This window comes from Nocardioides sp. QY071, from assembly GCF_029961765.1.
In the GTDB taxonomy this organism is placed as follows: Bacteria; Actinomycetota; Actinomycetes; order Propionibacteriales; family Nocardioidaceae; genus Nocardioides.
Map to the genome: position 1 here is coordinate 3,720,520 of NZ_CP124681.1, position 22,360 is coordinate 3,742,879.

A 22,360-nucleotide genomic window follows, 5' to 3' on the forward strand; every position below is an offset into this window, starting at 1 on the left:
CGTACCCACGGCTCGTCAGGGCGGACAACGAGTCACCCCCTCTTCCCTCACAGGTTGCCGCCGAGTGCGGGCACGGAGTCCAGCAGCTCGCGGGTGTAGGGGTGGTCGGGCTTCGAGAGCACCTCGTCCGCGGCGCCGAACTCCAGCAGCTCGCCGTGGTTCATGACGGCGACGTGGTCGCTGATATAGCGGACCACGGCCAGGTTGTGCGAGATGAAGAGCATGGTCAGCCCCATCCGCTGCTGCAACTCCCGGATCAGGTTGACGACGGCGCCCTGGACCGAGACGTCGAGCGCCGAGGTGATCTCGTCGGCGACGAGTACGTCGGGCCGCGCCGCCAAGGCCCGGGCCAGCGCCACCCGCTGGCGCTGGCCACCGGACAGCATCCCCGGCAGTGCTGCCGCGCGATCACCGTCGAGGTTGACCAGCTCGAGCAGCCGCACCACCTCGGCCCTGCGCGCGGCCCGGTCGCGCCGTTCGGGTCGTGGGAGTGCCTCGGCGATCGACTCCCCGATCGTCATCCGCGGGTCCAGTGAGGAGTATGGATTCTGGAACACCATCTGGACCGGCCGGCCGCCACCGCGTGAGCGCAGCAGGTCGCGCCCGTCGAGGGTGATCGAGCCGGCCGTGATCGGCGTCAGGCCGACGGCTGCTCGGGCCAGGGTGGACTTCCCGGACCCGGACTCACCGACCAGGCCGACCACGGCTCCGGACGGCACCACCAGGTCGACGTCCTTGACCGCCGTGTGCCCGGTACGACGTCCGCCGTACCGCACGCTGACGTGGTCGAACCGCAGCTCACCCACCGATCTCACCTGCCCTCACTGCCTCGATAGGGACGAACGCCTGCTGCGCGACGGGATTCTCGCCCTCGACCGGATGCCAGCACGCCACCCCGTGGCCGCCCGCGACCTGGCGCAGCTGCGGGTCCTCCTCGCGACAGGCTGCGGTGGCGAGGCCGCACCGGTCTGCGAAGGCGCACCCCGTCGGGAACTGGCTGGGCTCGGGCGGACGTCCCGCGATCACTTTGAGCGGACGCGTCCGGTCGGCGTCGAGGTCGGGGACGACGTCGAGCAGGGCGCGGGTGTAGGGGTGGCGTGCGGTCTGAAGCGCGGTGACCGGGAGGTCCTCGACGATCCTGCCGGCGTACATCACCAGCACTCGGTCACACATCTGGGAGATGACCGCGATGTCGTGGCTGATCAGCAGGATCGCCGCGTGGGTCTCGGCACGGACCTCGGCGAGCAGGCGGAGCACCTGGCGCTGCACCGTCACGTCGAGCGCGGTGGTGGGCTCGTCGGCCACCACCAGTCGCGGCGTGTTCATCAGTCCCATCCCGATCATCGCGCGCTGCAGCATGCCGCCGGAGAACTCGTGAGGATGCTGTCGCGCCCGTCGTGCCGGGTCGGGCACCCGCACCGCATCGAGGCGATCGACCGCCCTGGCGAGGGCGCTGCGGCGATCGAGGTCCTGGTGCTCCACGGCCGTCTCGGCGAGCTGGCGCCCGACGCGCATCGTGGGGTTGAAGGACTTCATCGGATCCTGGAAGACCATCGCCAGCGACCGGCCGAGCAGGCGACGCGTCTCTCGCTCCGGCGTCGTCGACAACGCGATGCCGCAGAAGTCGAGGCGGGCAGCCTCGACCACGCCCGGCTCCTCGATCAGCCGGGAGGCCGCGAGCGCCGTCAGGCTCTTGCCCGAGCCGGACTCCCCGACGATCCCGACCGCCTCTCCGGCGCGCAACGTCAGGCTCACGCCGCGCACCGGCGTCACCCAGTCCTTGCCGGCAGGGAAGGAGACCTGTAGGTCGTCGACACGCAGGACGATCTCGTCATCGGGTGCCTCGAGGCTGCCGGCCACCTCGTTGTGCGCCACCTCGTTGTCCGCCGCCCGGTCGACCGCAGCCGGTGAGAGCGTGGGCGCGCGCCCCGGACGCGTGCGGGCTCGCCCACCGACGACGGCGGCCGCGGTCTCGCCGAGCAGGTTGAAGGCCAGGCCGGCGAGCATCACCGCGAGCGCGGGACCGAGCGCGCCAGCGGGATTGGCGTAGATCCGGTTGACGCCGTCACCGAGCAGCCGTCCCCAGTCGTACGACGGCGCCTGGACACCGATGCCGAGGAAGGAGAGTCCGGCGAAGGCGAGCAGTGCGGCACCGGCACCCACGGTCGCGTTCACCACCAACGGCTCGGCGATGTTGGGAAGGAGATGGCGACGCAGGATGCGGAGCCGACCGACGCCCGCCACCCGCGCGGCCGCGACGAAGTCCAGGCCGTCGATGGAGGCCGAGAGCGTCTGGGTGAGGCGGGCGAAGGACGGGGCACCCGCCAGGCCGATGCCGAACACCGCGCCCTGGGTCCCGACCCCGAAGACCACGGCGAAGAAGAGCGCGAGGAGCAGCGCGGGAAAGGCCACCGCGATGTTGACCGCGCCGGTGATGAGACGACCGAGCCGGCGCGGCAGCACCGAGGGCGCCGTACCGATGAGAATCCCCAGACCGACCGCGATCGCGACGGCGAGGGCGGCCAGTCCCAGTGACATCCGGGTCGCCACCAGGACCCGGGCGAGAATGTCCCTGCCGAGCCCGTCGGTGCCGAGCAGGTGCGCGGCCGAGGGCCCTTGGTGGATCGCGTCGGTGTCGACCTGCGCCGCCCGGTCGCCCCAGATCATGGGTCCGAGCACAGCGAGGGCCACCATCGCCACCACGAGGATCAGCGCGGCGACGCCGAGCGGAGTGCGGACAACGGCCAGCCATCGGGTGCGGGCGTGCATCAGGCCTCCCGGATCGTGGAGCGGGGATCGGACAGGGCGAGGGCGATGTCGACCAGCAGGTTGACGAGCAGGACGAGGCCGCCGTAGACGAGGATGATCGCCTGCACCACCGGGTAGTCCTTGGCGGTGATCGACTGCACGATGCGCGAGCCCAGCCCGGGCCAGGCGAAGACGTTCTCCACCAGCACGGTCCCGGCCACCATGGTGGTCAGCATCAGGCCGCCGAGGGTGAGGGAAGCGGTGAGCGCGTTGGGCAGCGCGTGGCGCAGATAGATACGACGGGCCGGCAGCCGCTTGGCGCGCGCGGTGCGGATGAAGTCCTCCTGGAGGACCGCCAGCATCTCGACCCGGACGATCCGGGCCAGGATCGCTGCGGGAGCGACCGCCAACGCCACGACCGGCAACACGAAGGAGGACAGGGTGCCCGCGCCGGCGACGGGGAACCAGGCGAGGTTGACGGCGAAGACGTAGACCAGCCCGACGGCGAGCAGGAACTCCGGGACGGCCGCCGCCAGCATCGAGCCCGCCGCGAAGACCAGCTCTACACCGCGTCGTCGGCCGGCCCGCGTGGCCACGGCCGCCGTCACCCCGAGCGGTACGGCGATCGCTGCCGCGACCACGAAGGCGAGCAGCGCGAGCTGGACCGTGGCGCCCAGCCGCTCGATGACCATGGTCGACACCGGCTCTCCCGATCCCATCGAGATCCCGAGGTCGCCGGAGAGCAGGTTGCGTAGGTAGGCCCCGTACTGCGTCAGGAGCGGGTCGTTCAGACCGAGCGCCTCGCGCCGCGACTCGACGAGCTCGGCGGGGGCATCGATGCCCAGCGCCGCGCGCACCGGGTCCCCGGGCACCAGGTGCATCATCAAGAACGCCGCTGTGACGAGCACCCACATCGAGGCGAGGAAGCGGGCGCCTCGCCGGAGGGCGAACGACAGCCACGGACTGTCGAGCACCCTCCCAGCCATGGACGGCGTTCCAGGGTCGATTGCCAGGCTGGCCATGGCTGTCCCGGCCTACTCGTACATCCGGATGGACATCGGATTCACCCCGACGTCGCTGGGCTCGAAGCGAGCACCCTTGCCGTACGTCGGGAAGCCCGAGTCTGCGTAGGTGACCACGTCCACCGCCTTGAACAGCGCGACCTCCGCAGCCGCCCAGTCCTCACAGCCTGCGGCACCGACCTTCGTGGCCGCCTTGGTCGCGAGAGCCTTGTACTCGGGATTGTCGACGTGAGAGAAGTTGGTGCCGGCCGGCGGAACCGGTCCAGCGAAGAAGGGGACCAGCTTGCTGGGTATCCCCGCTCCGACCTGGCCAGCGGAGATGTCCCAATCCCCGGTGCCGAAGAGGGTCTCGCCCAGCTGGGTCAGGTCGACGCCTCGGAGCTCGACCTCGACACCGACCTTCTTCCACTCCTGCTGCGCCAGCTCGGCGGTGGCCGCCATCGTCTCGCCGACGGTGTTGAGGTAGATCATGGTCAGCTTGAGCTTCTTGCCGTCCTTGGCCCGGATGCCGTCGGAGCCCTTCGTCCAGCCGGCCGCGTCGAGCGCCGCGTTCGCCGCGGCGACGTCGTACGCAGGGATGTTGCCCTTCACGGTGTCGATGTCACAGGGATCCGGCGACATCGTGACCATGCTGGTCGGCACGGCTCCCCTGCTACCGGTGAGGACCTTGCGGAGCTTGCCGAGGTCCTGAGCCTGCACCAGCGCGCGCCGAACCGTCTCGTCCGCGGTCGGCCGACCGGCCGACTGGTTGAAGTGGAACTGGCCGAAGGGAGTCAAGGGTGCGGCGCTGAAAAGGTCCTGCTGGTCGAGACGGTCGCGCTCGGCGCCGGCGATGGTGGCGGCGTTGACGTCACCGGAGATCAGTAGGTTCGCTGCCGTGGTCTCGTTGGGGATGATCCGGATCACCACCTCGTCAGGCAGGCCCTTCTGGTCCGGGTCCCAGTCCCCCGGACCCCACGTGTAGTCCTCGCGACGCTCGAGTGTGTAGTGGTCGTTGGTGACCGCCTCGACCAGCTTGAACATCCCGGTGCCGGCCTTCCCCTCGGCCAACAGGTCACGGTCCTCAAGTCCGCTGGCGCAGGCGATCGGAACGCTGCCAACGTTGAGGAGCAGGAAGGCATCGGGCGCGCCGCTCGTCACGGTGACAGTGCGGGTCGTGTCATCCGCCTTGGCGACCGTCCCGGGCTGGACGTTGAGGCCGAGGAGCGGAGACTGGTGCGCGGGGTCAGCGATGAAGTTGATGTTGTCCGCCACCGCGGTCGCGGACAGGGCGCTGCCGTCCTCACAGGTGATTCCCTCGCGCAGCGTGAAGACCGCCGTCGTGGCATCGATGTCCCACTTCTCGGCCAGGGCGGGGATCGCCCCGCCATCGTCGTCCGGCTCGATCAGCCGGGCGTAGATGAACTGGCCCAGGAACCGCGCGGACGACAGCACGGTCATGGCCGGATCGATAGCGCCCGGATCGAGGCCGAGGGCCATGGTGAATGTCTTGCCGTCCACCAGGTCGCCCTCGTCGCCGTCCCCGGAGACGCCTCCGCTGGTACACGATGCCAGCGCCAGTGCGGGGACGGCGATCAGCGACACAACGAACTTCTTGGATCTCATCGGGTGCCTCCAGGGCGGTCTGGTTCCCCTTGGACGACGAGCGGCCGGTCGCGCTCCCGATGATCCGGGGCGCCGGCGATCAGCTCGCGGGAACGGGGCCGACAGTAATCCCGCTCACACTGACCTGTGTCAGTTCATCACGACGATTTCTCACCTGTCTTTTGTTGATTCCGACATCTCAACTCGCTTGCTCTCCGCGTCGGCAACGCTTAACTTCGCTACGTCACGTAGCGCTACGTTGCGTAGCGTATAGAGGAGTGTGGTGAAGAGATGTCGGGACGACCTCGCGATCCTGAACTGGAGCAACGGCTGCTCGCAGCGGCGTGGAGCATCCTCACGGAGGAGAGCTATGCCGCCTTGACACTGGCCCAGGTCGCCGTCCGCGCCGGGGCGCACCGCAGCGACGTCTACCGGCGCTGGCCGAACAAGATCCGCCTGGTCGCAGACGCCCTCAGCGCGCATGTGCCTCCCGTCTCCGAGGCCGACACCGGCTCGTTGCTCGCCGACTTCCGGGTCTACGTCGACGACCTTGCGCGCTCGTGGTCGGCACCCTGGATGGACAGCCTGGTGGGCTGGTTGGCCGATCTCGCCGATGATGCCGAGGCCGAGGCCGCGTTCCTCGCGATGGGCCTGCGCCGAGGTGACTCGCTGAGGGCGTCCTTGGATCGGGCGGTCGAGCGCGGCGAGATCCCGCCTGCGCCGGACGGCGATCTGATCAGCGCTCTGCTCGAAGGACCGCTGATGCACACACGGATGGTCAGGCGTCATCCCCCGACAGCCGACTTCCTGGACGCCGTGGCGAGCACGGCCTATCGGATCGCCACGGCCCCGGCGGCGGTCCGATGAACCACCTGCACGACCTCTCCGTCGCCGAGCAGCTGGGGGCCCTCCGTAGCGGCGAGTTCACCTCACGCGAGCTGACCGAGCACTACCTGGACCGCATCACCAAGCTCGACGCCGAGCTCGGCGCGTTCGTCACCGTCGACCCCGAGCTCGCCCTCCGCGAAGCCGAGCGCGCCGACGGGCAGCTGGCGCGCACCGAGCACGCACCGCTGGGCGGCATCCCCATCGGCATCAAGGACCTCCATGCGACAGCAGGCCTCGCCACATCCTTCGGCTCCGCCGCACTGGACGGGCACGTGCCCACCGACGACGACTGGACTGTCGGGCTGATTCGACGTGCAGGAGCTGTCGTGGTCGGCAAGACGAATGCGCCCGAGTTCGGGGTGGCCTGCTACGTCGACCCCGTCGTGACTCCGGTGCCCGCGGTCACGCCGTACGACACCGGTCGCTACTCCAGCGGCTCCAGCGGTGGTGCGGCGACCGCGGTCGCCGCCGGTCTCCTTCCGATCGCACACGCGAGCGACGGCGCCGGCTCCACCCGCACACCCGCCGCCGCCTGCCACCTGGTCGGCATCAAGCCCAGCCGGGGTCTGGTCAGCCTGGCGCCGGGCAGCTCGTTCTTCGCAACCGGCATCGAGGGTCCGCTCGCACGGACGGTCGAGGACGCTGCCCTGCTCCTGGAGGTCATGGCCCGTCCGCCGGCCCAGGACCTCTACGGGTGGACACCCGACATCAGCTTGGCCGAGGCTGGTCGCTCGCGCCCCGGCCGACCGCTGAAGGTCGCGTGGTGGACTGACACCGGTCTCGCCGACGTCGATCCCCATCCGGAGTCCGTCCGTGCGGTGCACCGCACGGTCGACCTGCTGCGCGACCTCGGCCACGACGTGCGCGAGATCGCCCCTCCGTCCCAACAGGACGCGGCGGCCGGTGCGATCGGCGACATGCTTGCCGCCTCGGTCACCATGCGGACCAAGATGCAGGTGCCAGCCGACAAACGGAACCTGCTCACCGCCCACACCCGGAATCTCACCGCCGTCGGGGAGAAGATGACCGGCGCCGATGTGCTGCTCATGCAGGCCACGCTCGCCCGGTTCGCGAGTGATTTCTTGACCGGGCTCGACGATTTCGACGTCACGCTCACACCGACGACCAGTGGTCCCCCGGTCCCGCTCGGCCACTTCGAGGCCGAGGGGATCGAGCGGGTCAACGAGCGGATGCTCGCCTGGTCCTGCTACACCCCCTGGGCCAACCTCACCGGCCAGCCGGCCATCTCGCTTCCCTCCCATCTCGATGACGACGGGCTGCCCTACTCCGTGCAGCTGGTCGGACGCATCCGGCAGGACGCCACCCTCCTCTCGCTGGCCGCAGAGCTGGAGCACGAAGGTCTCTGGGATGTCGTCCACCCACCCCATTGGTTCCGATGAAAGCGGGCACGCGCATGTCAGGAAGAAGCACCCGAACGTCGCCGCTCCCGAGCCTCGATCCGGGCGCCGGCCTCGTTGAGAGAGCCGTCGTACTGCCGGACGGACGGCGGATCCGCACGGTCGTGGCCGGCGACGCGGACGGGCCGCTGGTCGTGTTCGAGGCCGGCATGAGCGCCCCCGCCGCGTGCTGGCCGCACACCCAACGGGAGCTGAGTACCCGTGCCCGGACCCTCTCCTATGACCGCGCCGGCTACGGCGGCAGCGACGTCGACGACGCCGAGCGCACCCTGGAGCGCCTGACCGAGGACCTCGCCGGTGTCCTGGATGCCATCGGCGAGACCGGTCCTGTGGTCCTCATCGGCCACAGCTGGGGCGGACCGATCCTCCGCTGCTTCGCCGATCGGCACCCCGACCGCGTCGCCGGGATGGTGTTCGTCGACGCCACGGTCGCCGAGACGATGACGCCGGGCATGGTCCGGATGGTCATGGCTTCCTTCCGCATCATCACGCTGCTCGCCCGGCTCGGCCGCACGGGGCTGATCATCCGCATGGCACTGCCACACGGCTTCTCGAGCGCGATCAGTGCCGAGGACCAGGCTCTTCTCGCGCGCGACTACGCCTGCGTGCAGGCGATGAAGGCGGGCAGGCGTGAGGCCAAGCAGATCGGTGCAGCGCGACCGCTGCTCCAGCGACTCCAAGCCGACGGGACCCCCGACGTTCCGACGGTGTGTCTGCAGGCCGGCCGCGTCGATCGCGCCACGGCAAAGGCGCGCCCGCTGTGGAACGGTGTCGCCGAGAAGCTGATGGCCGCGGTCCCCCGGGGGCGGGTCGTCGTGGTCGAGGGCGCTGGTCACCTGATCCCCCAGGAGCAGCCCGATGCTGTCCACACCGCCATCCTCGAGGTGCTCGCCGAAGCGAAGGGCGCCTGACGTGGAAGGCATGACCCCCATCGGCAGCGCTCTCGCCGAGCTGGCCGCCGATGATCCGGACCGCCCCGCGGTGACGACGAGCACCGGCACCCTGACCCGCCAGGAGCTCGAGCACCGCACCAACCGCCTCGCCCGCGCCTACCTCGAGCGGGGCGTCACTCCCGACTCCTTCGTCACCATCCTCCTTCCCACAGGGTCGGCCTACCTGGAGGCGGTCGTCGCCACGTGGAAGGCGGGGGCCACCCCGCAGCCGGTCTCGCACCGGCTCCCCGAACGGGAGCTGCGCGAGATCATCGAGCTCGCCGATCCCTCGCTGGTCGTCGGCGCGGACGTCCCGGGCCGCAACGCGCTGCCCACGGACTGGTCCCCGCCCGAGGACACCTCGGCCGAGCCGCTGCCGCCGATGATCGCTCGCTCGCTCAAGGCTCCGACCTCGGGAGGCAGCACCGGGCGCCCGAAGCTGATCGTCTCCACCGAGCCCGCCACGGCCGAGTCGCTGCGGTCCTTCGCGGCCCTGGTCCGCCTCCGGCAGGACGGGACCGTGCTCTCGACCGGCCCGCTGTCGCACAACGGCCCGCTCTTCACGAACGTCGCGGCCCTGCTCCTCGGCTGCCACGTCGTGGTGATGGAGCGCTTCGACGCCGCGCAGACGCTGGCGTTGGTCGAGCGCCACGGCGTGGACTGGATGTACTCCGTGCCGACGATGCTCCGACGCATCCAGGACCTTCCTGAGGACGTCCTCGCCGCGGCTGACGTCTCGAGCCTGCGCACGGTCATCACGATGGCCGCCGCGTGCTCGCCGTCGCTGCGCACGTTCTGCCTCGACTACTTCGGCCCCGACGTCATGGTCGAGCTCTACGCCGCCACCGAGGCGCACGCCGTCACGATCACCGACGGGCACGGCTGGCTGAGCCATCCGGGCTCGGTGGGGCGGCCCGTCGTGGGCGAGATCGAGGCTCGTGGCCCTGACGGCTCCACGCTCCCGGCCGGTGAGGTCGGCGAGCTCTGGATGCGCCGCAGCCCGCAGGAGGCCGGCCCCTACCGCTACGTCGGAGCCGAGCCGCAACGCTCGAAGGACGGGTGGGAGACGGTCGGCGACCTCGGTCACCTCGACGCCGACGGCTTCCTCCACCTGGCCGACCGCAAGACGGACATGATCGTGGTGGGTGGGTCCAACGTGTATCCAGCAGAGGTCGAGGCCGCACTCGAGGAGCACCCCGACGTCCAAGCAGCCAGTGTCGTCGGCCTGCCCGATGACGAGTACGGGAACCGGATCCATGCAGTGCTCAACGTGAGGGGCCCGGTGAGTGACGAAGAGTTGCTCACTCACCTGCGCGCAGCCGTCGCGCCGTACAAGCTGCCGCGCACCTTCGAGCGCACCAGTGAGCCCCTGCGGGACGAGGCCGGGAAGACGCGTCGGAGCCGTGTCCGTGAACACGCCCTTGCCCGCTCGACCACCGATACGAGGAACATCCATGACTGACCCAGCCCCGCCCGCGATCGCCGGAGTCGAGACGTTCGTCATCCATCCCGGCGGCCTGGGTACGGGCCTGCGCATCTCGATAGCGCGGCCCGCCGCCCGCTGGGGTCGAGGCGAGCCCGTCGGACCTGTGTCGGTCGTGTTCTTGACCGACGCCGACTACGCCTTCGGCACGGTCGTCGAGGCGTCGCGGCTCGGGCAGTTCGGCGCGGAGGTCGGACCGATGGTCGTCGTCGGGATCGGCTACGCCGACGAGCGCGGCGACTACGCCTTCGTCGAGCAGCGGCGCGGCATCGACTTCTACCGCGGCCCGCGGCGCTCGCTGGAGGTCCCCGGCCTCGGGTCGCTGGAGATCGGCGGAGCCGACGCCTTCCTCGCGGCCCTGCTGGACACGGTCGCTCCGGAGGTCGAACGGCGGGCACCCGAGACGGCGGGAGCGCGTCGCATCCTTATCGGCATGTCAGCCGGTGGCCACTTCGCTGCGCACGTGTTGACCCAGCGCCCGGATGCCTTCCAGGGCTACGCGCTGCTGAGCCCCGCACTGTTCGACCCGTGGCCCGCAGCGGGCGACGAGCAGCTGGTGGAGGCGGTGCGTGCGTTGCCGTCCGGCGCGATCCCCTCGGACACGACGGTGTTCCTCTCCGCCGGTGGCTGCGAGGAGGAGCCCGGCAATCCACTGGCCGTCGGCGCGATCATCAGCAACGTCTACCGCATGCGCGCCGCGCTCGCCGCACAAGGCGTGACGACCGAGCTGGCGGTGTTCGCCGGCGAGACGCACAACTCCTCGCTCGGCGTGGGAGCCACCCGCGCCCTGCGCGTGCTGGTCCCACCGGGCAGGTAGCCTTCTCGCGCCTCAGCCGGAGACTCCGAGCACCGCATGAGCAAGTGCCACGACCGCCTCCTCACCGCGGCCCAGCCGCCGCAGGTGGGCGGTCCGGGCGGCGTCGTTGATCACCGTGAGGGCGGCGTGGACCTCGATCCTGGCCTTGGTGGGATCCAAGCCAGGGTCCACCTGCAGGAGCAGGTGCACCCATTCGTCGATGTATTCACGTTGGGCGTCCACTGCTTCCTTGCGAGGATCCTCCGGCAGGTTGCGCACCTCGGTGATCAGCAGGTCCAGGACCTGGTGATGGTTGAAGGCGAAGTGGGCGTAGCCGCTGCTCATGCGAGCCAGCCCGTCGGCCGGGTCGCGCGCTGAGGCCAAGGCTTCCGACGTCTGGAGGGAGAGGTACGCCGTGCCACGGGCCAGTGGGGTCAATAGCAGGTCGATCTTGTTGGGCACGTGGTTGTAGATGCTAGGCCCGGCCATTCCCAACGAATCGGCGATGTCGTCGACACCAACGCTGGTGTAGGTGCGCTCAGCGAAAAGACGTACTGCTTCCGCGAGCACTTCCTCACGCCGCGACCGATGACTCAATCCGGCGGCGGAAGCCGGCACGGCGTTGACCAAAGACGGGGGGTGGGCGTCGAGGACCCGACGAGCAAGCCGCACCAACAGCTCCTCGAAGTCTTGCCGGGGGGCTTCGAGCTGGTGGAACGACGTGCTCACGTACACCGAGAGGATCGACCACGCGAGCAGGTCGTGTGACGACGCGTCGAGTTCCGGCCGCGCGACCCCCACCTGCTCCCCGAGCTTTCGCCCGATCCGACCTACTGCGTCACTCAGTTCGCGACGGGCAGCCGGGGTGAGGTGTCGCGCCTCGCGCTGCCAGAGCACGCCGACGTCCCGGTCGCGCAGAGCCTGCTTCGCGAGCGCGGCCAACGCGGGCTCAGGTTGGGACAAGTCCACCGTGGACACGAGGTGCTCCAACGGTTCCAGAGCGGATCCGATCACCTCGAGGAGCAACTGCTCCTTGCTGGAGAAGTGCCGATACAGCGCGGCGGGCGTCACCTCAGTCGCTGCCGCGATGTCGCGGAGCCTGACGTGCTCGTAGCCCTGGCTTCGGAACAGTTCCCTCGCAGCCTTCAGGATGAGCGCCTTCCGGTTCGCGGGGCGGGTGCCGCGGCGCGGAACGGAGACGTCCGTCACCGGGCGCCTCCTTCGATGGGCAGCAGGTCGAGGCCGTCGATCCTACGCCGCACCCTCATGGTCAGATCATGAGCCCGCCACCGCAGATCACCGTCTGGGCGCTGACATAGTCGGATTCGGGGATGCAGAACAGGTACACCGAACCGGCTGCATCCACGGGGGTGCCGGACCGCCCCAATGGAATCATCTTCTCCATGGCGTCCAGCAGGGCAGGATTGACGCCGACCTTGATCTCGCGGCCATCGACGTCGATGGTCGAGTCACCGTCCGCCGCGGTCTCGGTGAGGCGGGTCCTGATCAGCCCGAACGCCACCGTGTTGACGGTGACGTTGTAGGGCCCCCACTCCTTGGCCATCGCCTTGGTGAGTCCGGTGATGCCGGCCTTCGCAGCCGCGTAGTTGACCTGGCCGGCGTTGCCGCCGACTCCTGCGATCGACGAGATGTTGACGACCTTGCGGCAGGGAACCGGCTGACCGTCGGCCTTGGCCTGCTTCACTGCTGCCGCGATGACCGGCTGGGCGGCCCGCAGGATGCGGAACGGCGCCTTGAGGTGCACGTCGAGGATCGCGTCCCACTGCTCGTCGGTCATCTTCTGGATCACTGAGTCCCAGGTGTAGCCGGCATTGTTGACGATGATGTCCAAGCCGCCGAACGCGTCAACCGCGGTCTGCACGAATCGCTCCGCGAAGCCGTCCTCGGTCACGCTGCCGACGCACACACTGGCCCTGCCACCCGCCGCTTCGATCGCCTTAACGGTCTCCTCAGCCGGAGCCTCGTCGAGGTCGTTGACGACCACGGCTGCACCGTCAGCGGCGAGCTTGAGCGCGATCTCGCGCCCGATGCCCCGGCCCGAGCCGGTCACGATCGCCGTTCTGTCGTGGAGCCTTCCCATCAGTCCACCTTCTCGTAGAGGGTCACGACAGCAGCGCCGCCGAGGCCGATGTTGTGCTGAAGGGCGAGATTGACGCCCTCCACCTGTCGCGACGCCGCCTCGCCGCGCAGCTGCCAGGTCAGCTCGGCACACTGCGCCAGACCTGTCGCCCCCAGAGGATGCCCCTTGGACAGGAGTCCGCCCGATGGGTTGGTGACGACCTGTCCGCCATAGGTGTTCTGACCGTCGGCAATGAACCTCTCGGCCGTGCCCTCAGGAGTCAGCCGCAACGCCTCGTAGGAAAGCAGCTCGTTGGTCGTGAAGCAGTCGTGCAGCTCGACGACCTTGACGTCCTCCGGCGAGACCCCGGCTCGCTCGTAGACCTGGTCGGCGGCACTCTGCGCCATGTCGTAGCCGACCAGGCGCATCATGTCGCCGCTGAACGCGCTCTCGGTGTCGGTGGTCATGGCCTGGGCTGCGATCGCGACGTCGGTGCGTAGACCATGCTTGCGCGCGAACTCCTCGCTGGTGATCACGGCCGCAGCGGCTCCGCACGTGGGCGGGCAGCACTGCAGTCGGGTCAGCGGACCGTAGATGTGCGGGGCCGTCATCACCTGTTCCAGGCTCACCGGGTCGCGGAACACGGCGTGGGGATTGTTCGCGGCGTGCTTTCGCGCCTTGACGGCGATTGCGGCGAACGTCTCGGCGGGCGTTCCGTACTTCTCGGCGTACGCGGCGCCGGCCCCACCGAACCACTGCGCGGCCATCGGCGCATCGCTCGAACCCTGAGCGTCCAGCGCAACGTCGGCAAAGCAACTGAACGGGCTCGGTCGATCGACCCATTTCGCCTCGAGGGCACCGCGCTGCATCTGCTCGAATCCGACGGCGAGGACGCAGTCGGCGGCACCCGTTTCGACGGCCTGCCTGGCAAGCCACAACGCTGACGACCCGGTCGAGCAGTTGTTGTTGACGTTCACGACAGGGATCCCGGACAGCCCCACTTGGTAGAGCGCGAGCTGACCACTGGTGGAGTCACCGTAGACATACCCCGCATAGGCCTGTTCGATCAGCGAGTAGTCGGCCCCGGCGTCAGCTAGCGCTGCCCGGATGGCTCTACCCGCGAGCACGTCATACGTATCGCTCTTTCTGGGTGTGACGAAGGGCACCATGCCCACACCAACTACTTGAACTCTTCTCGCCATGTTCATCTTCCTGACTAACGTTGGATCACTTAGTTTCGCACATCAGCTTTCTGGAGCGCGACCCTTGCGTGCAGCGTGACGCATGGCATACTTGCGATAAGTTACAACCAGTGCCCGTCTGTCGGTCGCCCTCGCGACACGCACATCACTGCTCGTCGCCGAACCGTTCCGTTCGTTGCACGCTGAAGTCGACGACGAAGCTCCACCGCTCTACGTCGCACGATCTCGGGTCGAGGAGCGTCATCCGGATTCGCAGAGCACGCCTGGTGAAGCCCGATTGCCCGCACGGGAGCCCCGGGGGGCGTTCGCCTCGGGGCTCCTTGTGTCGGGGGAAGAACTACTGGGTGATTCCCCAAGCCTGCTTGTAGGCGCTCTCGAAGTCGACCTTGGCCTGGTAGGCCTCGTCGGCAGGGTTCTCACCCTTCTCCACGACGCGCGTCCCGAAGCCCTCGGCCACCTGCGGCGAGTCGTTGAGGAGGCGGTTGATCGAGTCGGCCAGGGCCCAGCCGATCCACTCGTTGCTGTACCCGATGATCGCGGTGGGGACCGGGCCCTGGTCGAGAGCCTCGATGCCGCTGGGACCTCCCTCGCCCCCGGTGACGATGAGCTTCTTGCCCTGGGGGCTGTTCCTCAGGGCCTGGAGCAGTCCGGTCGCCATGAGCTGCGTGTCGGCCGGCACCAGAAGAGCATTGGCGTCGGGGTGCTTGAGCAGCGCGGCCTTCACACCGGCCACGATGGGCCCCTGCGGATTGGCTGCGTCGGCGGTTCCCACCGCCACGTCCGCGACGATCTCGCAGTCGCCGCAGTCGGCGATGGCGCTCTCCACACCGTCGTTGAGGCTCGGCAAGGCGTCGTTGAAGCGGACATTGATCAGCCGCACCTTCCCACCCAGCTTGGCCTCGAGATACTGCACCTTCTGGACTCCCCAGGCGGCGTACCACTCGGCGGTCGTCGGCGCGTCCTGGTGGTAGACGATGTCGGCGGCCCACAGCTTCTCGCCGCCGTCCGCGTCGCAGTCGGCACCCAGCCAGCTCAGGACCGGGATCCCTGCAGCCTTGGCGTCGGCGACCGGCTGCTTCACCTGGGAGCAGTCGATGCCCGCGGTGGCGATCGCATCGGGCTTGAGCGCGATTCGATCATCGATGAAGCCAGGGCCGGTCCGGGCACGTGTCTGAGTCCTGATCCGAGACCTGCACCCGCTCGGCACCTGTTGCTCGGGACAGGAAGTCGGTTGCCAGTGCTGGCCTACTGCATGTCAGACGCCGGCTTCGGAACTACGTCGCGGGCATCGGTCAGCGTGTGCCCGTCTGCGCAGGAGAGGGTGAGATAAACCGCGGCGCCACAGTCGCGGTGAGTCAAAATGACCGCGCCGCGGCGCTCGGCAGCACCGTGTTCGTCGCCCCAGGTCTTTAAGGCAACGAGAACCGGGTAGAGGTCCAAACCCCTCGCGGTGAGGCGGTATTCGTGGCGCTCCCGTTGCCCGGAGGCGCGGTAAGGCTCGCGTTGCAGGACGCCACGCTCGACAAGCAAGGCGAGCCGGTTGGTGAGTACCGACCGCGGCACCTGCAGGTATCGCCGGAACTCTTCGAATCGACGGACGCCGAGGAAGGCTTCTCGCAAAACCAGCAAGCTCCATCTGTCCCCGACTACCGTCAACGCTGCTCCGATGGAGCAACGCTCTCGGTCCACCGCGTCGGCGACGGCTCGCGCATCAGCGTCAGCACGCTCGCAACTGCTCATGTACTCAGGCTAAGCAAATCTGAGCTCCCCGGGTGAACCCACATTCAGAAGAGAGAGTTGGAACCGTGACTGCGTTGAGACGCACGTCCGGTCCGCCCCGAATGGTCGCATCGCCTTCGGCGAAGGGGCAGGCAGATGACTCACGCGAGACCTGCGACCCGCGCGCGGGGGTCAGACGTACCGCCAGAGGGCAGCGGTGGCAGCAGTCGTTACACAAGCCAGCGACAGCGGCAGGAATGTGGCGATCAGTGTCCACTTCAGTGAACCAGTCTCGCGCCAGATGGTCAGCATGGTCGTGCTGCAGGGGTTGTGCAGCAGACAGAACAGCATCAGGTTCACCGCAGTCAACAGTGTCCAGCCGCCGACGCCGACCAGCACCGTGCCGGCTTCGGCATCTCCCATGTCGAGCATCACCCCGGCGGCCGCGTCCGACGCCGGGTGGTTGAGTGTCAGCGTGAGCATGAGGACGGTCGGAATCACGATCTCGTTGGCGGGGATGGCCACCAGATAGGCCAAGAGGATGATCCCGTTGATCCCGAGGACCCAGCCGACCGGATCCAGACCCGTCACCAGATGACCGGCCAGTTGCTCCCCACCGACCTCCACGTTGCCCAGCAGCCAGACCACGGCTCCGGCGGGCGCCGCCATCACCAGAGCCCGGCGCAACACCTTCAGGGTGCGGTCGACCAGGCTGGTGTGGATGGTGCGCCAGACCTGCGGCGGCCGGTAGGGAGGCAGCTCGAGGGAGTAGAGCGATGTCTCGCCGCGCAGCAGCGTGTGCGAGAGCAGCCAGGAGACGGCGAGCGTCGTCACGATACCCAGCACCGCCACCAAGACGACGCTTCCGGCTGCGAGCACGCCGGCGAGGGCGGGCGGCGCGAGCGAGCCGATGAAGACGGTCCCCATCAGGATGAGGGTCGGCCAACGACCGTTGCACACGCTGAAGTTGTTGGTGATCACCGCGATCAGGCGCTCACGGGGACTGTCGATGATCCGAGTGGCGGTGACACCGGCCGCGTTGCAGCCGTAGCCCATCATCATCGTCAGCGACTGCTTGCCGTGGGCGCCCGCACCGGCGAAGAGCCGGTCCAGGTTGAAGGCCACGCGAGGCAGATAACCGAAGTCCTCGAGCAAGGTGAAGATCGGGAAGAAGATGGCCATCGGCGGCAGCATCACGGCCACGACCCAGGCCGTGCTCAGGTAGACACCGTCGATGAGCAGCCCGGTGATCCACCACGGAGCGCCCAGCACCTCGAAACCGTCACGAAGCACGGTGTGTCCACCATCGACGAGCACGACGTAGAGCAGGCCCGACGGGAGTGCCGCGCCCGCGATGGTGAACCAGAAGACCGCGAAGAAGAGCGCCCCCATCACCAAGAACCCCCACACCCGGTGGGTCAACGCGCGGTCCAGGACCTGATCGAGGGAGGGACGCCGGGAGGCGGCGAGGTCCGTCGGAGACGAGACGCTGCCTCGGGCGATTCGCGCGGCATCATCGAAGATCGACGTCAGCACCCCGTCGCCGAAGTCCTCCGGCATGGTCTGCCGCAGGCGATCCGCCGTGTCGAGGATCGGGACCCTGCTCATGGGAACAGCCGTCCCGTCTCCTTGTGCGCCAACTCGCCGAGGCTCCCGTCCCTCACGGCTCGCTGGACGCCGGCGTCACCCTCGAGCAGCCGGAGAGCGATCCAGCGGGCGTTGGCGATGCCCGGGAACTCGCATTCCAGCTGCTCGACCAACTCGTCGATGGCTCGCGTCACGACCGGCTCGAACCGCTGTTTGCGCAACCTCGGCGGAGCGGAGCGTCGTGCGCGCTCCGAGATGGCTTGGAGCAGGTGCGCCATCCCTTCGCCTCGACGCGCCGCCATCGGGACGACCGCCACTCCCAGCGCGCGGGAGAGATGACGGACGTCGATGTCGATCCGGTGCCGCCTGGCCTCGTCGATGAGGTTGAGCGCCACGACCACCCTGTCGGTGATCTGCAGTATCTGGAGGACGAGGTTCAGGTTCCGCTCCAGCCGGGTGGCATCGACCACGACGACCGTCACGTCCGGATCCCCGAAGAGCAGGAAGTCGCGCGCCACGTCCTCGTCACTGCTGGTCGAGAGCAAGGAGTAGGCGCCAGGCAGGTCCACGACCTTGAAGACGCGGTCGCCGAAGCCGAACCTTCCCTCCGCGCGTGAGACCGTCGTACCTGGCCAGTTCCCGACGTGTTGCCGCATCCCGGTCAGGGCGTTGAAGACGGTGCTCTTGCCCGTGTTGGGGTTGCCGGCCAGAGCGACGACGGCGTCGGGGTCGCCGGGGGGCAGCCCGGCTCTACGGAGACTCTCGACGCCGGCCAGAGCACAGGAGGCACAGCCCGGAGCGGCTGGTTCCGGAGCACTGCCGGGCACCGGCAGGTCGACGGTCATGGCGCTGGTTGCGAGACGACGCGGATGAGACGTGCCTGAGCCCGACGAAGTGCGATCACCGCGCCCCGGATCCGGTAGGCCGTCGGATCGCCCAGCGGGCTGGTGGCCTCGGCCGTCACGGTGACACCGGGCAGCACCCCCAGGTCCATCAGTCGCCTCCGCTCGGCTCCCGTGGCGTCGAGCCGGGTGACGACCGCCCGGCCCGAGTGCGGCAGCTCGTCGAGCGTCATCGCCGCCAGTCCCGCACTGCCAGTCATCTCAACCTCCATCAGCGTCCACGACGCGTGTGTTATTGCCAACACAATGTCGACCCCGCAGTGGGAGAAGCCTCCCCTATCCTGTTCCCATGGCGACCCCCTCTTCGCTCAACCTGAACGCCGCCGAGCCACGAGTCGGTCGGCGCAACATCAAGGGCGACAGGCGCGAGCAGGCCATCCTCGAAGGCGCCTACGACATGCTGCGCACCGTCCCCCTGCGCAACATGTCGATCGACGACCTCGCCAAGCGTGCGGGCCTGTCGCGCTCCTCGTTCTACTTCTACTTCGAGTCGAAATGGCAGGTGCTGTCCGCACTCCTCGCCAAGGTCACCGCCGACGTCTTCCAAGCCTCGCAGCTGATCTTCGACCGCCCCGCGGGAATGCCACCCGACGCCGCCATCGAGCACGCGGTCAGCGAGGTCATCCAGGTCTGGGAGCGTCACGGACACGTCCTGCGCGAGGTGGCCGACGCCGCAGCCGCCGAACCGGACCTGCAGGCCCAGTGGGACTCCATCCTCGGCCGGTTCATCGACGCCTCCGCCGCCAGCATCGAGCGGGACAGGAAGGCCGGCGTGGCCATCCCCGGCCCGCCCGCCAGGTCCCTGGCCGCCGCACTCATGTGGATGGGCGAGCGCAACCTCTCCCTGATGAGCCAGCGCAGCGACAACGCCATCCCCTCCGACGACATGGTCGAGACCGTGACCACCATCTGGCTGCGAACGGTCTACGGCCTCGAGTGGAAGCCTCGTCGCAAGCCCCGTAGGCCGAGGCGATAGACGCAAGCCCTCTCCTGACACATGGGTTGACGCATGTCGGAGAGGGCTGTCGCCTGACGCCGGACCCTCTGGCCGCTACTGGTTGTCCAGCGCCATCTTCGTCATGTTCAGCCCCGGCATGATCATGTGCCCACCATCGACCAACATCTCGAGGCCCGTCGTCCATCGCGACTCGTCCGAGGCCAGCCACAGCACCGCTTCGCTCATGGCTCGCGGCGGCAGGAGGCCGACGTCCCGCAGGACCGCCCAGTACCTCGCACCCTGCAGGTCCTCCTTGACGCCCGCGCCGGGCCCCTTCCCAGCGCAGAGGTCGTAGCCTCCCTGCCAGTCCAGGGCGGGAGTGTCGGTCGGTCCGGGCAGGAGCGAGTTGACCCGGATGCCGAACTGGCCGAACTCGAGTGCTGCGCTCTTGGCCAGCCCGAGCACTCCATGCTTCGATGCCACGTAGTGGACGTAGTGAGGAGATCCCTCGACGCCGTTGCCGGACGAGGTGATGATCACCGAGCCGCCTCCACGCTCCTTCATGGCCGGAGTGACGGCCTTCAGCGTGCGCCACGGCCCCATGATGTTCACGTTGAGCACGTCCAGGAACTCGTCCTCGGGGATGTCCGCGAACGGGTGCACGGTCCAGATCCCGGCGTTGGCCACCGCCACGTCGAGTCCCCCGAAGGCTCGAACGCCCTCGGCGACCAGCTTGTCCAGCGGGGCCTGCTCGCGAACGTCGCCCTCGTGCGCGATGATTCGCCGGCCCAGCGCCTCGACCTCTTTGACCGTGATCTCGAGGTCATCCGGCGTGCCGACGGGGTAGGGAACCCTGCCGTCCGCCGGGCAGTCGAAGGCGAGGATGTCCGCGCCTTCCTGGGCAAGGCGGATCGCATGTGCTCGCCCCTGCCCTCGCGCCGCGCCGGTGACCAGCGCGACCTTTCCGTCCATTCGTCCCATCTCTGCTCCTCTTTCTGGTGTGGTGACGGTGCATCTCGTTCGGTCGGCCGGTCATCGCGACCGGCCGCGGCGCAGGGTGGATCGAGGCCTCACCCACTCGGCCTGATCAGTTGAAGAAGGACATCGATCCCAGGCGGTTCGGTCCAGACATGGGTGGCGTCGCCCAAGCGGATCGGCGCGGCGATCGGCTCCGGTCTCCCCGGGCCCCTGATGACACAGTCCGCGAGCTCCGGGCCGTCGGCGCCGGGCAGCCGCAGGGCGATGTGGTCGATCCGTGCCGGTGCTCCGCCCAACGCAGCCGCAAGCACCTCCTGGTCCCGGATCGCGTAGAGCTCGACCTCCGCGCCGGAGATGTCGAGAAAAGCCGCACTGAGGTCCATGGACGCGACCTCCACCCTGCGAGCGACGTCGACGCCGAACCGACTGCACCAGCTTGCGAGGGTCGATTCAAGGTCACGGACGAGTATTCCGACGTGATCGAGTCGAGGGAGCTCGGGAGGGGTCGACACGGTGGGCCTGCACTCCTGCATGAGATCTCCTTCCCGGTCGCGCTACTGGCTGCCGGCCGCGACGAAGTGGGGAGCGAGGCCGGGCCGGGACTCGGTCCAGCGCTGGGTGACGACCTTCGACCTCGTGTAGAAGCGGTAGGCATCGTGGTTGAGGCCGTCGTCCCCGAAGCGCGAGTCGCCCCATCCGCCGAAGCCGAACCAGGAGATCGGCACCGGGATGGGCACATTGATCCCGACGCTGCCGGCCAGCACGCCCCGACTGAACCGGCGCGCAGCCGTGCCGCTGCGGGTGAAGATGACCGCACCATTGCCGTAGGGGTTCTCGTTGACGATCTGCAGGGCCTGCTCGAGGTCGTCGGCGCGCAGCACGCTCAGGACCGGTCCGAAGACCTCGTCGCGGTAGAGATCGCTCTCGACACTGACGTGGTCGACGAGGCTGGGGCCGATGAAGTAGCCGTCGCCGGGCGCGATCCGTTCACGCCCGTCGACGACCAGTCGGCCGCCCTGCTGGACCGAGCGTTCCAGGGCGCCACGGACTCGATCGAGAGCGGTCTTTGAGATCAGCGGCCCCATGTCCGTACCGGGCGCCGCGCCCGGCCCCACCCTGAACGCAGCCGCGCGCTCGGCGACCTTGGCCACCAGCACGTCTGCCGCAGTGCCGACGGCGATCGCGACCGGCACGGCCATGCATCGCTGGCCTGCGGCCCCGTAGGACGCCGAGACCAGTGCATCGGCGGCGGCGTCGAGGTCTGCGTCGGGCATCACCACCAGGTGGTTCTTGGCACCGCCCAGGGCCTGCACCTTCTTGCCCGCCTCGGCAGAGCGACGGTAGATCCTTCGCGCCACGGGCGTGGACCCGACGAACGACACGGCCGCGACATCGGGATGGTCGATCAGCGCCTCGGCTGCATCCACTCCCCCGTGCACGACGTTGAGCACACCGTCGGGCAGTCCCGCATCACTCGCGATCTGCGCCAGCCGGACCGCCGCGGACGGCACCTGTTCACTGGGCTTGAGCACGAATGCGTTGCCGCAAGCAATGGCGGCCGCGAACATCGACACCGGAACCATGACCGGGAAGTTGAACGGCGTGATGCCGGCGCAGACACCGAGGGGCTGCCGGAAGGAGTAGGTGTCGACCTCGTTGGCGACCTGCTCGGCGTACTCCCCCTTCAGCTGCTGCACCACCGAGAGCGACACGTCGAGAGCTTCGATCGACCGCGCCAACTCTCCCCGGGCGTCAGCAAGCGTCTTGCCTTGCTCGGCCGTGATGATCGCAGCCAGATCGTCCGCCTGCTCGTGCAGCAGCACCCGGAACCGGTGGAGGACGGACGCGCGGACAGGACCGGGGGTCTCCGCCCAAGCCACCGCCGCGGTTCGCGCGCTGGCCACAGCCCTGTCGACGGCGTCGGCACCGGCCAACATGACAGTGCCGATCACGTGCCCCGTGGCGGGATCGCGGATCTCAGCCCGAGACCCCTCCGCCGAGAAGTCGGCCGCGCCGGCGATCCAGTGCGGCACGGTGTCGAGCGTTACGTCGATGGTCACAGCAACTCCAGTTGTCAACGGTTG

21 protein-coding genes are annotated in these 22,360 nt (G+C 68.8%); 6 read left to right on the plus strand and 15 right to left on the minus strand.

All coding sequences use genetic code 11. The features are described from left to right. Nucleotides 1-47 precede the first annotated feature (47 nt). The 4 genes from QI633_RS17950 to QI633_RS17965 are packed head-to-tail and all read right to left on the minus strand — an operon-like array spanning nt 48 to nt 5,375. Nucleotides 48-806: an ATP-binding cassette domain-containing protein gene (locus QI633_RS17950; protein WP_282426583.1), complete on the minus strand. Its 759-nt coding sequence runs from the start codon at nt 804-806 to the stop codon at nt 48-50. Further along, on the minus strand, nt 799-2,769 hold the full coding sequence (locus QI633_RS17955; protein ID WP_282426584.1) for a dipeptide/oligopeptide/nickel ABC transporter permease/ATP-binding protein: 1,971 nt from the start codon (nt 2,767-2,769) through the stop codon (nt 799-801). The genes QI633_RS17950 and QI633_RS17955 overlap by 8 nt, the downstream gene beginning before the upstream one ends. After that, entirely contained in the window at nt 2,769-3,722 is a 954-nt protein-coding gene (locus QI633_RS17960; protein WP_282426585.1) for an ABC transporter permease, read from the minus strand. Before QI633_RS17960 ends, QI633_RS17955 begins: the two co-directional genes overlap by 1 nt. A gap of 60 nt (nt 3,723-3,782) precedes the next feature. Continuing rightward, the gene (locus tag QI633_RS17965) at nt 3,783-5,375 is read right to left on the minus strand and encodes an ABC transporter substrate-binding protein (RefSeq protein WP_282426586.1); all 1,593 of its coding nucleotides are present in this window, start codon (nt 5,373-5,375) and stop codon (nt 3,783-3,785) included. Between the two features lie 270 nt (nt 5,376-5,645). On the opposite strand from QI633_RS17965, the gene QI633_RS17970 reads away from it, so the two are divergent. The 5 genes from QI633_RS17970 to QI633_RS17990 are packed head-to-tail and all read left to right on the plus strand — an operon-like array spanning nt 5,646 to nt 10,892. After that, nucleotides 5,646-6,221 carry a TetR/AcrR family transcriptional regulator gene (locus tag QI633_RS17970; protein ID WP_282426587.1) on the plus strand — a complete coding sequence of 192 codons (576 nt, stop codon included), beginning with the start codon at nt 5,646-5,648 and terminating at the stop codon, nt 6,219-6,221. Next, nucleotides 6,218-7,642, plus strand: a complete 1,425-nt coding sequence (locus QI633_RS17975; RefSeq protein ID WP_282426588.1) for an amidase — start codon at nt 6,218-6,220, stop codon at nt 7,640-7,642. Before QI633_RS17970 ends, QI633_RS17975 begins: the two co-directional genes overlap by 4 nt. After that, nucleotides 7,639-8,571 carry an alpha/beta hydrolase gene (locus tag QI633_RS17980; RefSeq protein ID WP_282426589.1) on the plus strand — a complete coding sequence of 311 codons (933 nt, stop codon included), beginning with the start codon at nt 7,639-7,641 and terminating at the stop codon, nt 8,569-8,571. The genes QI633_RS17975 and QI633_RS17980 overlap by 4 nt, the downstream gene beginning before the upstream one ends. A gap of 10 nt (nt 8,572-8,581) precedes the next feature. Next, nucleotides 8,582-10,054 carry an AMP-binding protein gene (locus QI633_RS17985; RefSeq protein WP_282426590.1) on the plus strand — a complete coding sequence of 491 codons (1,473 nt, stop codon included), beginning with the start codon at nt 8,582-8,584 and terminating at the stop codon, nt 10,052-10,054. Then, nucleotides 10,047-10,892, plus strand: coding sequence for an alpha/beta hydrolase-fold protein (locus QI633_RS17990; RefSeq protein WP_282426591.1), 846 nt, complete (start codon nt 10,047-10,049; stop codon nt 10,890-10,892). Before QI633_RS17985 ends, QI633_RS17990 begins: the two co-directional genes overlap by 8 nt. A 12-nt stretch (nt 10,893-10,904) precedes the next feature. Here the strand turns inward: QI633_RS17990 and QI633_RS17995 are convergent, their stop codons facing one another. The 8 genes from QI633_RS17995 to QI633_RS18030 all read right to left on the minus strand — a co-directional run bounded on the left by QI633_RS17995 (nt 10,905) and on the right by QI633_RS18030 (nt 18,561). Next, a complete protein-coding gene (locus tag QI633_RS17995; protein ID WP_282426592.1) occupies nt 10,905-12,080 on the minus strand; it encodes a TetR/AcrR family transcriptional regulator in 1,176 nt (391 codons plus the stop codon). A gap of 61 nt (nt 12,081-12,141) precedes the next feature. After that, complete coding sequence (locus tag QI633_RS18000; RefSeq protein WP_282426593.1) at nt 12,142-12,942, minus strand: SDR family oxidoreductase; 801 nt, start codon at nt 12,940-12,942, stop codon at nt 12,142-12,144. Between the two features lie 29 nt (nt 12,943-12,971). Next, a complete protein-coding gene (locus QI633_RS18005; RefSeq protein WP_349016696.1) occupies nt 12,972-14,159 on the minus strand; it encodes a lipid-transfer protein in 1,188 nt (395 codons plus the stop codon). Nucleotides 14,160-14,490: 331 nt separating this feature from the next. Further along, complete coding sequence (locus tag QI633_RS18010; RefSeq protein ID WP_282426595.1) at nt 14,491-15,360, minus strand: substrate-binding domain-containing protein; 870 nt, start codon at nt 15,358-15,360, stop codon at nt 14,491-14,493. Between the two features lie 38 nt (nt 15,361-15,398). Beyond that, entirely contained in the window at nt 15,399-15,893 is a 495-nt protein-coding gene (locus QI633_RS18015; RefSeq protein ID WP_282426596.1) for a helix-turn-helix domain-containing protein, read from the minus strand. A gap of 171 nt (nt 15,894-16,064) precedes the next feature. Beyond that, a complete protein-coding gene (locus QI633_RS18020) occupies nt 16,065-17,480 on the minus strand; it encodes a nucleoside recognition domain-containing protein (protein ID WP_282426597.1) in 1,416 nt (471 codons plus the stop codon). Next, nucleotides 17,477-18,304, minus strand: a complete 828-nt coding sequence (locus QI633_RS18025; RefSeq protein WP_282426598.1) for a FeoB small GTPase domain-containing protein — start codon at nt 18,302-18,304, stop codon at nt 17,477-17,479. The genes QI633_RS18020 and QI633_RS18025 overlap by 4 nt, the downstream gene beginning before the upstream one ends. Then, nucleotides 18,301-18,561, minus strand: coding sequence for a FeoA family protein (locus QI633_RS18030; protein ID WP_282426599.1), 261 nt, complete (start codon nt 18,559-18,561; stop codon nt 18,301-18,303). Before QI633_RS18030 ends, QI633_RS18025 begins: the two co-directional genes overlap by 4 nt. Nucleotides 18,562-18,650: 89 nt before the next feature. Between QI633_RS18030 and QI633_RS18035 the strand changes: the two genes are divergently transcribed. Further along, nucleotides 18,651-19,337, plus strand: a complete 687-nt coding sequence (locus tag QI633_RS18035; protein ID WP_282426600.1) for a TetR/AcrR family transcriptional regulator — start codon at nt 18,651-18,653, stop codon at nt 19,335-19,337. 75 nt (nt 19,338-19,412) lie between these two features. Here QI633_RS18035 and QI633_RS18040 read toward each other — a convergent pair whose 3' ends face one another. From QI633_RS18040 to QI633_RS18050, 3 genes are all read right to left on the minus strand, one after another. Next, entirely contained in the window at nt 19,413-20,270 is an 858-nt protein-coding gene (locus QI633_RS18040; protein ID WP_282426601.1) for a mycofactocin-coupled SDR family oxidoreductase, read from the minus strand. Nucleotides 20,271-20,368: 98 nt separating this feature from the next. Further along, the gene (locus QI633_RS18045; RefSeq protein ID WP_282426602.1) at nt 20,369-20,809 is read right to left on the minus strand and encodes a VOC family protein; all 441 of its coding nucleotides are present in this window, start codon (nt 20,807-20,809) and stop codon (nt 20,369-20,371) included. Between the two features lie 21 nt (nt 20,810-20,830). After that, entirely contained in the window at nt 20,831-22,336 is a 1,506-nt protein-coding gene (locus QI633_RS18050) for a CoA-acylating methylmalonate-semialdehyde dehydrogenase (RefSeq protein WP_282426603.1), read from the minus strand. Nucleotides 22,337-22,360 lie beyond the last annotated feature (24 nt).

Excerpts from the sequence above, each read along its gene's own strand:
- QI633_RS17955 (WP_282426584.1), bottom strand. The coding sequence starts at position 2,769 with ATGCACGCCCGCACCCGATGGCTGGCCGTTGTCCGCACTCCGCTCGGC.
- QI633_RS17965 (WP_282426586.1), bottom strand. The coding sequence starts at position 5,375 with ATGAGATCCAAGAAGTTCGTTGTGTCGCTGATCGCCGTCCCCGCACTG.
- QI633_RS17970 (WP_282426587.1), top strand. The coding sequence starts at position 5,646 with ATGTCGGGACGACCTCGCGATCCTGAACTGGAGCAACGGCTGCTCGCA.
- QI633_RS17975 (WP_282426588.1), top strand. The coding sequence starts at position 6,218 with ATGAACCACCTGCACGACCTCTCCGTCGCCGAGCAGCTGGGGGCCCTC.
- QI633_RS17980 (WP_282426589.1), top strand. The coding sequence starts at position 7,639 with ATGAAAGCGGGCACGCGCATGTCAGGAAGAAGCACCCGAACGTCGCCG.
- QI633_RS17985 (WP_282426590.1), top strand. The coding sequence starts at position 8,582 with ATGACCCCCATCGGCAGCGCTCTCGCCGAGCTGGCCGCCGATGATCCG.
- QI633_RS17990 (WP_282426591.1), top strand. The coding sequence starts at position 10,047 with ATGACTGACCCAGCCCCGCCCGCGATCGCCGGAGTCGAGACGTTCGTC.
- QI633_RS18005 (WP_349016696.1), bottom strand. The coding sequence starts at position 14,159 with ATGAACATGGCGAGAAGAGTTCAAGTAGTTGGTGTGGGCATGGTGCCC.
- QI633_RS18015 (WP_282426596.1), bottom strand. The coding sequence starts at position 15,893 with ATGAGCAGTTGCGAGCGTGCTGACGCTGATGCGCGAGCCGTCGCCGAC.
- QI633_RS18020 (WP_282426597.1), bottom strand. The coding sequence starts at position 17,480 with ATGAGCAGGGTCCCGATCCTCGACACGGCGGATCGCCTGCGGCAGACC.
- QI633_RS18025 (WP_282426598.1), bottom strand. The coding sequence starts at position 18,304 with ATGACCGTCGACCTGCCGGTGCCCGGCAGTGCTCCGGAACCAGCCGCT.
- QI633_RS18030 (WP_282426599.1), bottom strand. The coding sequence starts at position 18,561 with ATGACTGGCAGTGCGGGACTGGCGGCGATGACGCTCGACGAGCTGCCG.
- QI633_RS18035 (WP_282426600.1), top strand. The coding sequence starts at position 18,651 with ATGGCGACCCCCTCTTCGCTCAACCTGAACGCCGCCGAGCCACGAGTC.
- QI633_RS18040 (WP_282426601.1), bottom strand. The coding sequence starts at position 20,270 with ATGGACGGAAAGGTCGCGCTGGTCACCGGCGCGGCGCGAGGGCAGGGG.
- QI633_RS18045 (WP_282426602.1), bottom strand. The coding sequence starts at position 20,809 with ATGCAGGAGTGCAGGCCCACCGTGTCGACCCCTCCCGAGCTCCCTCGA.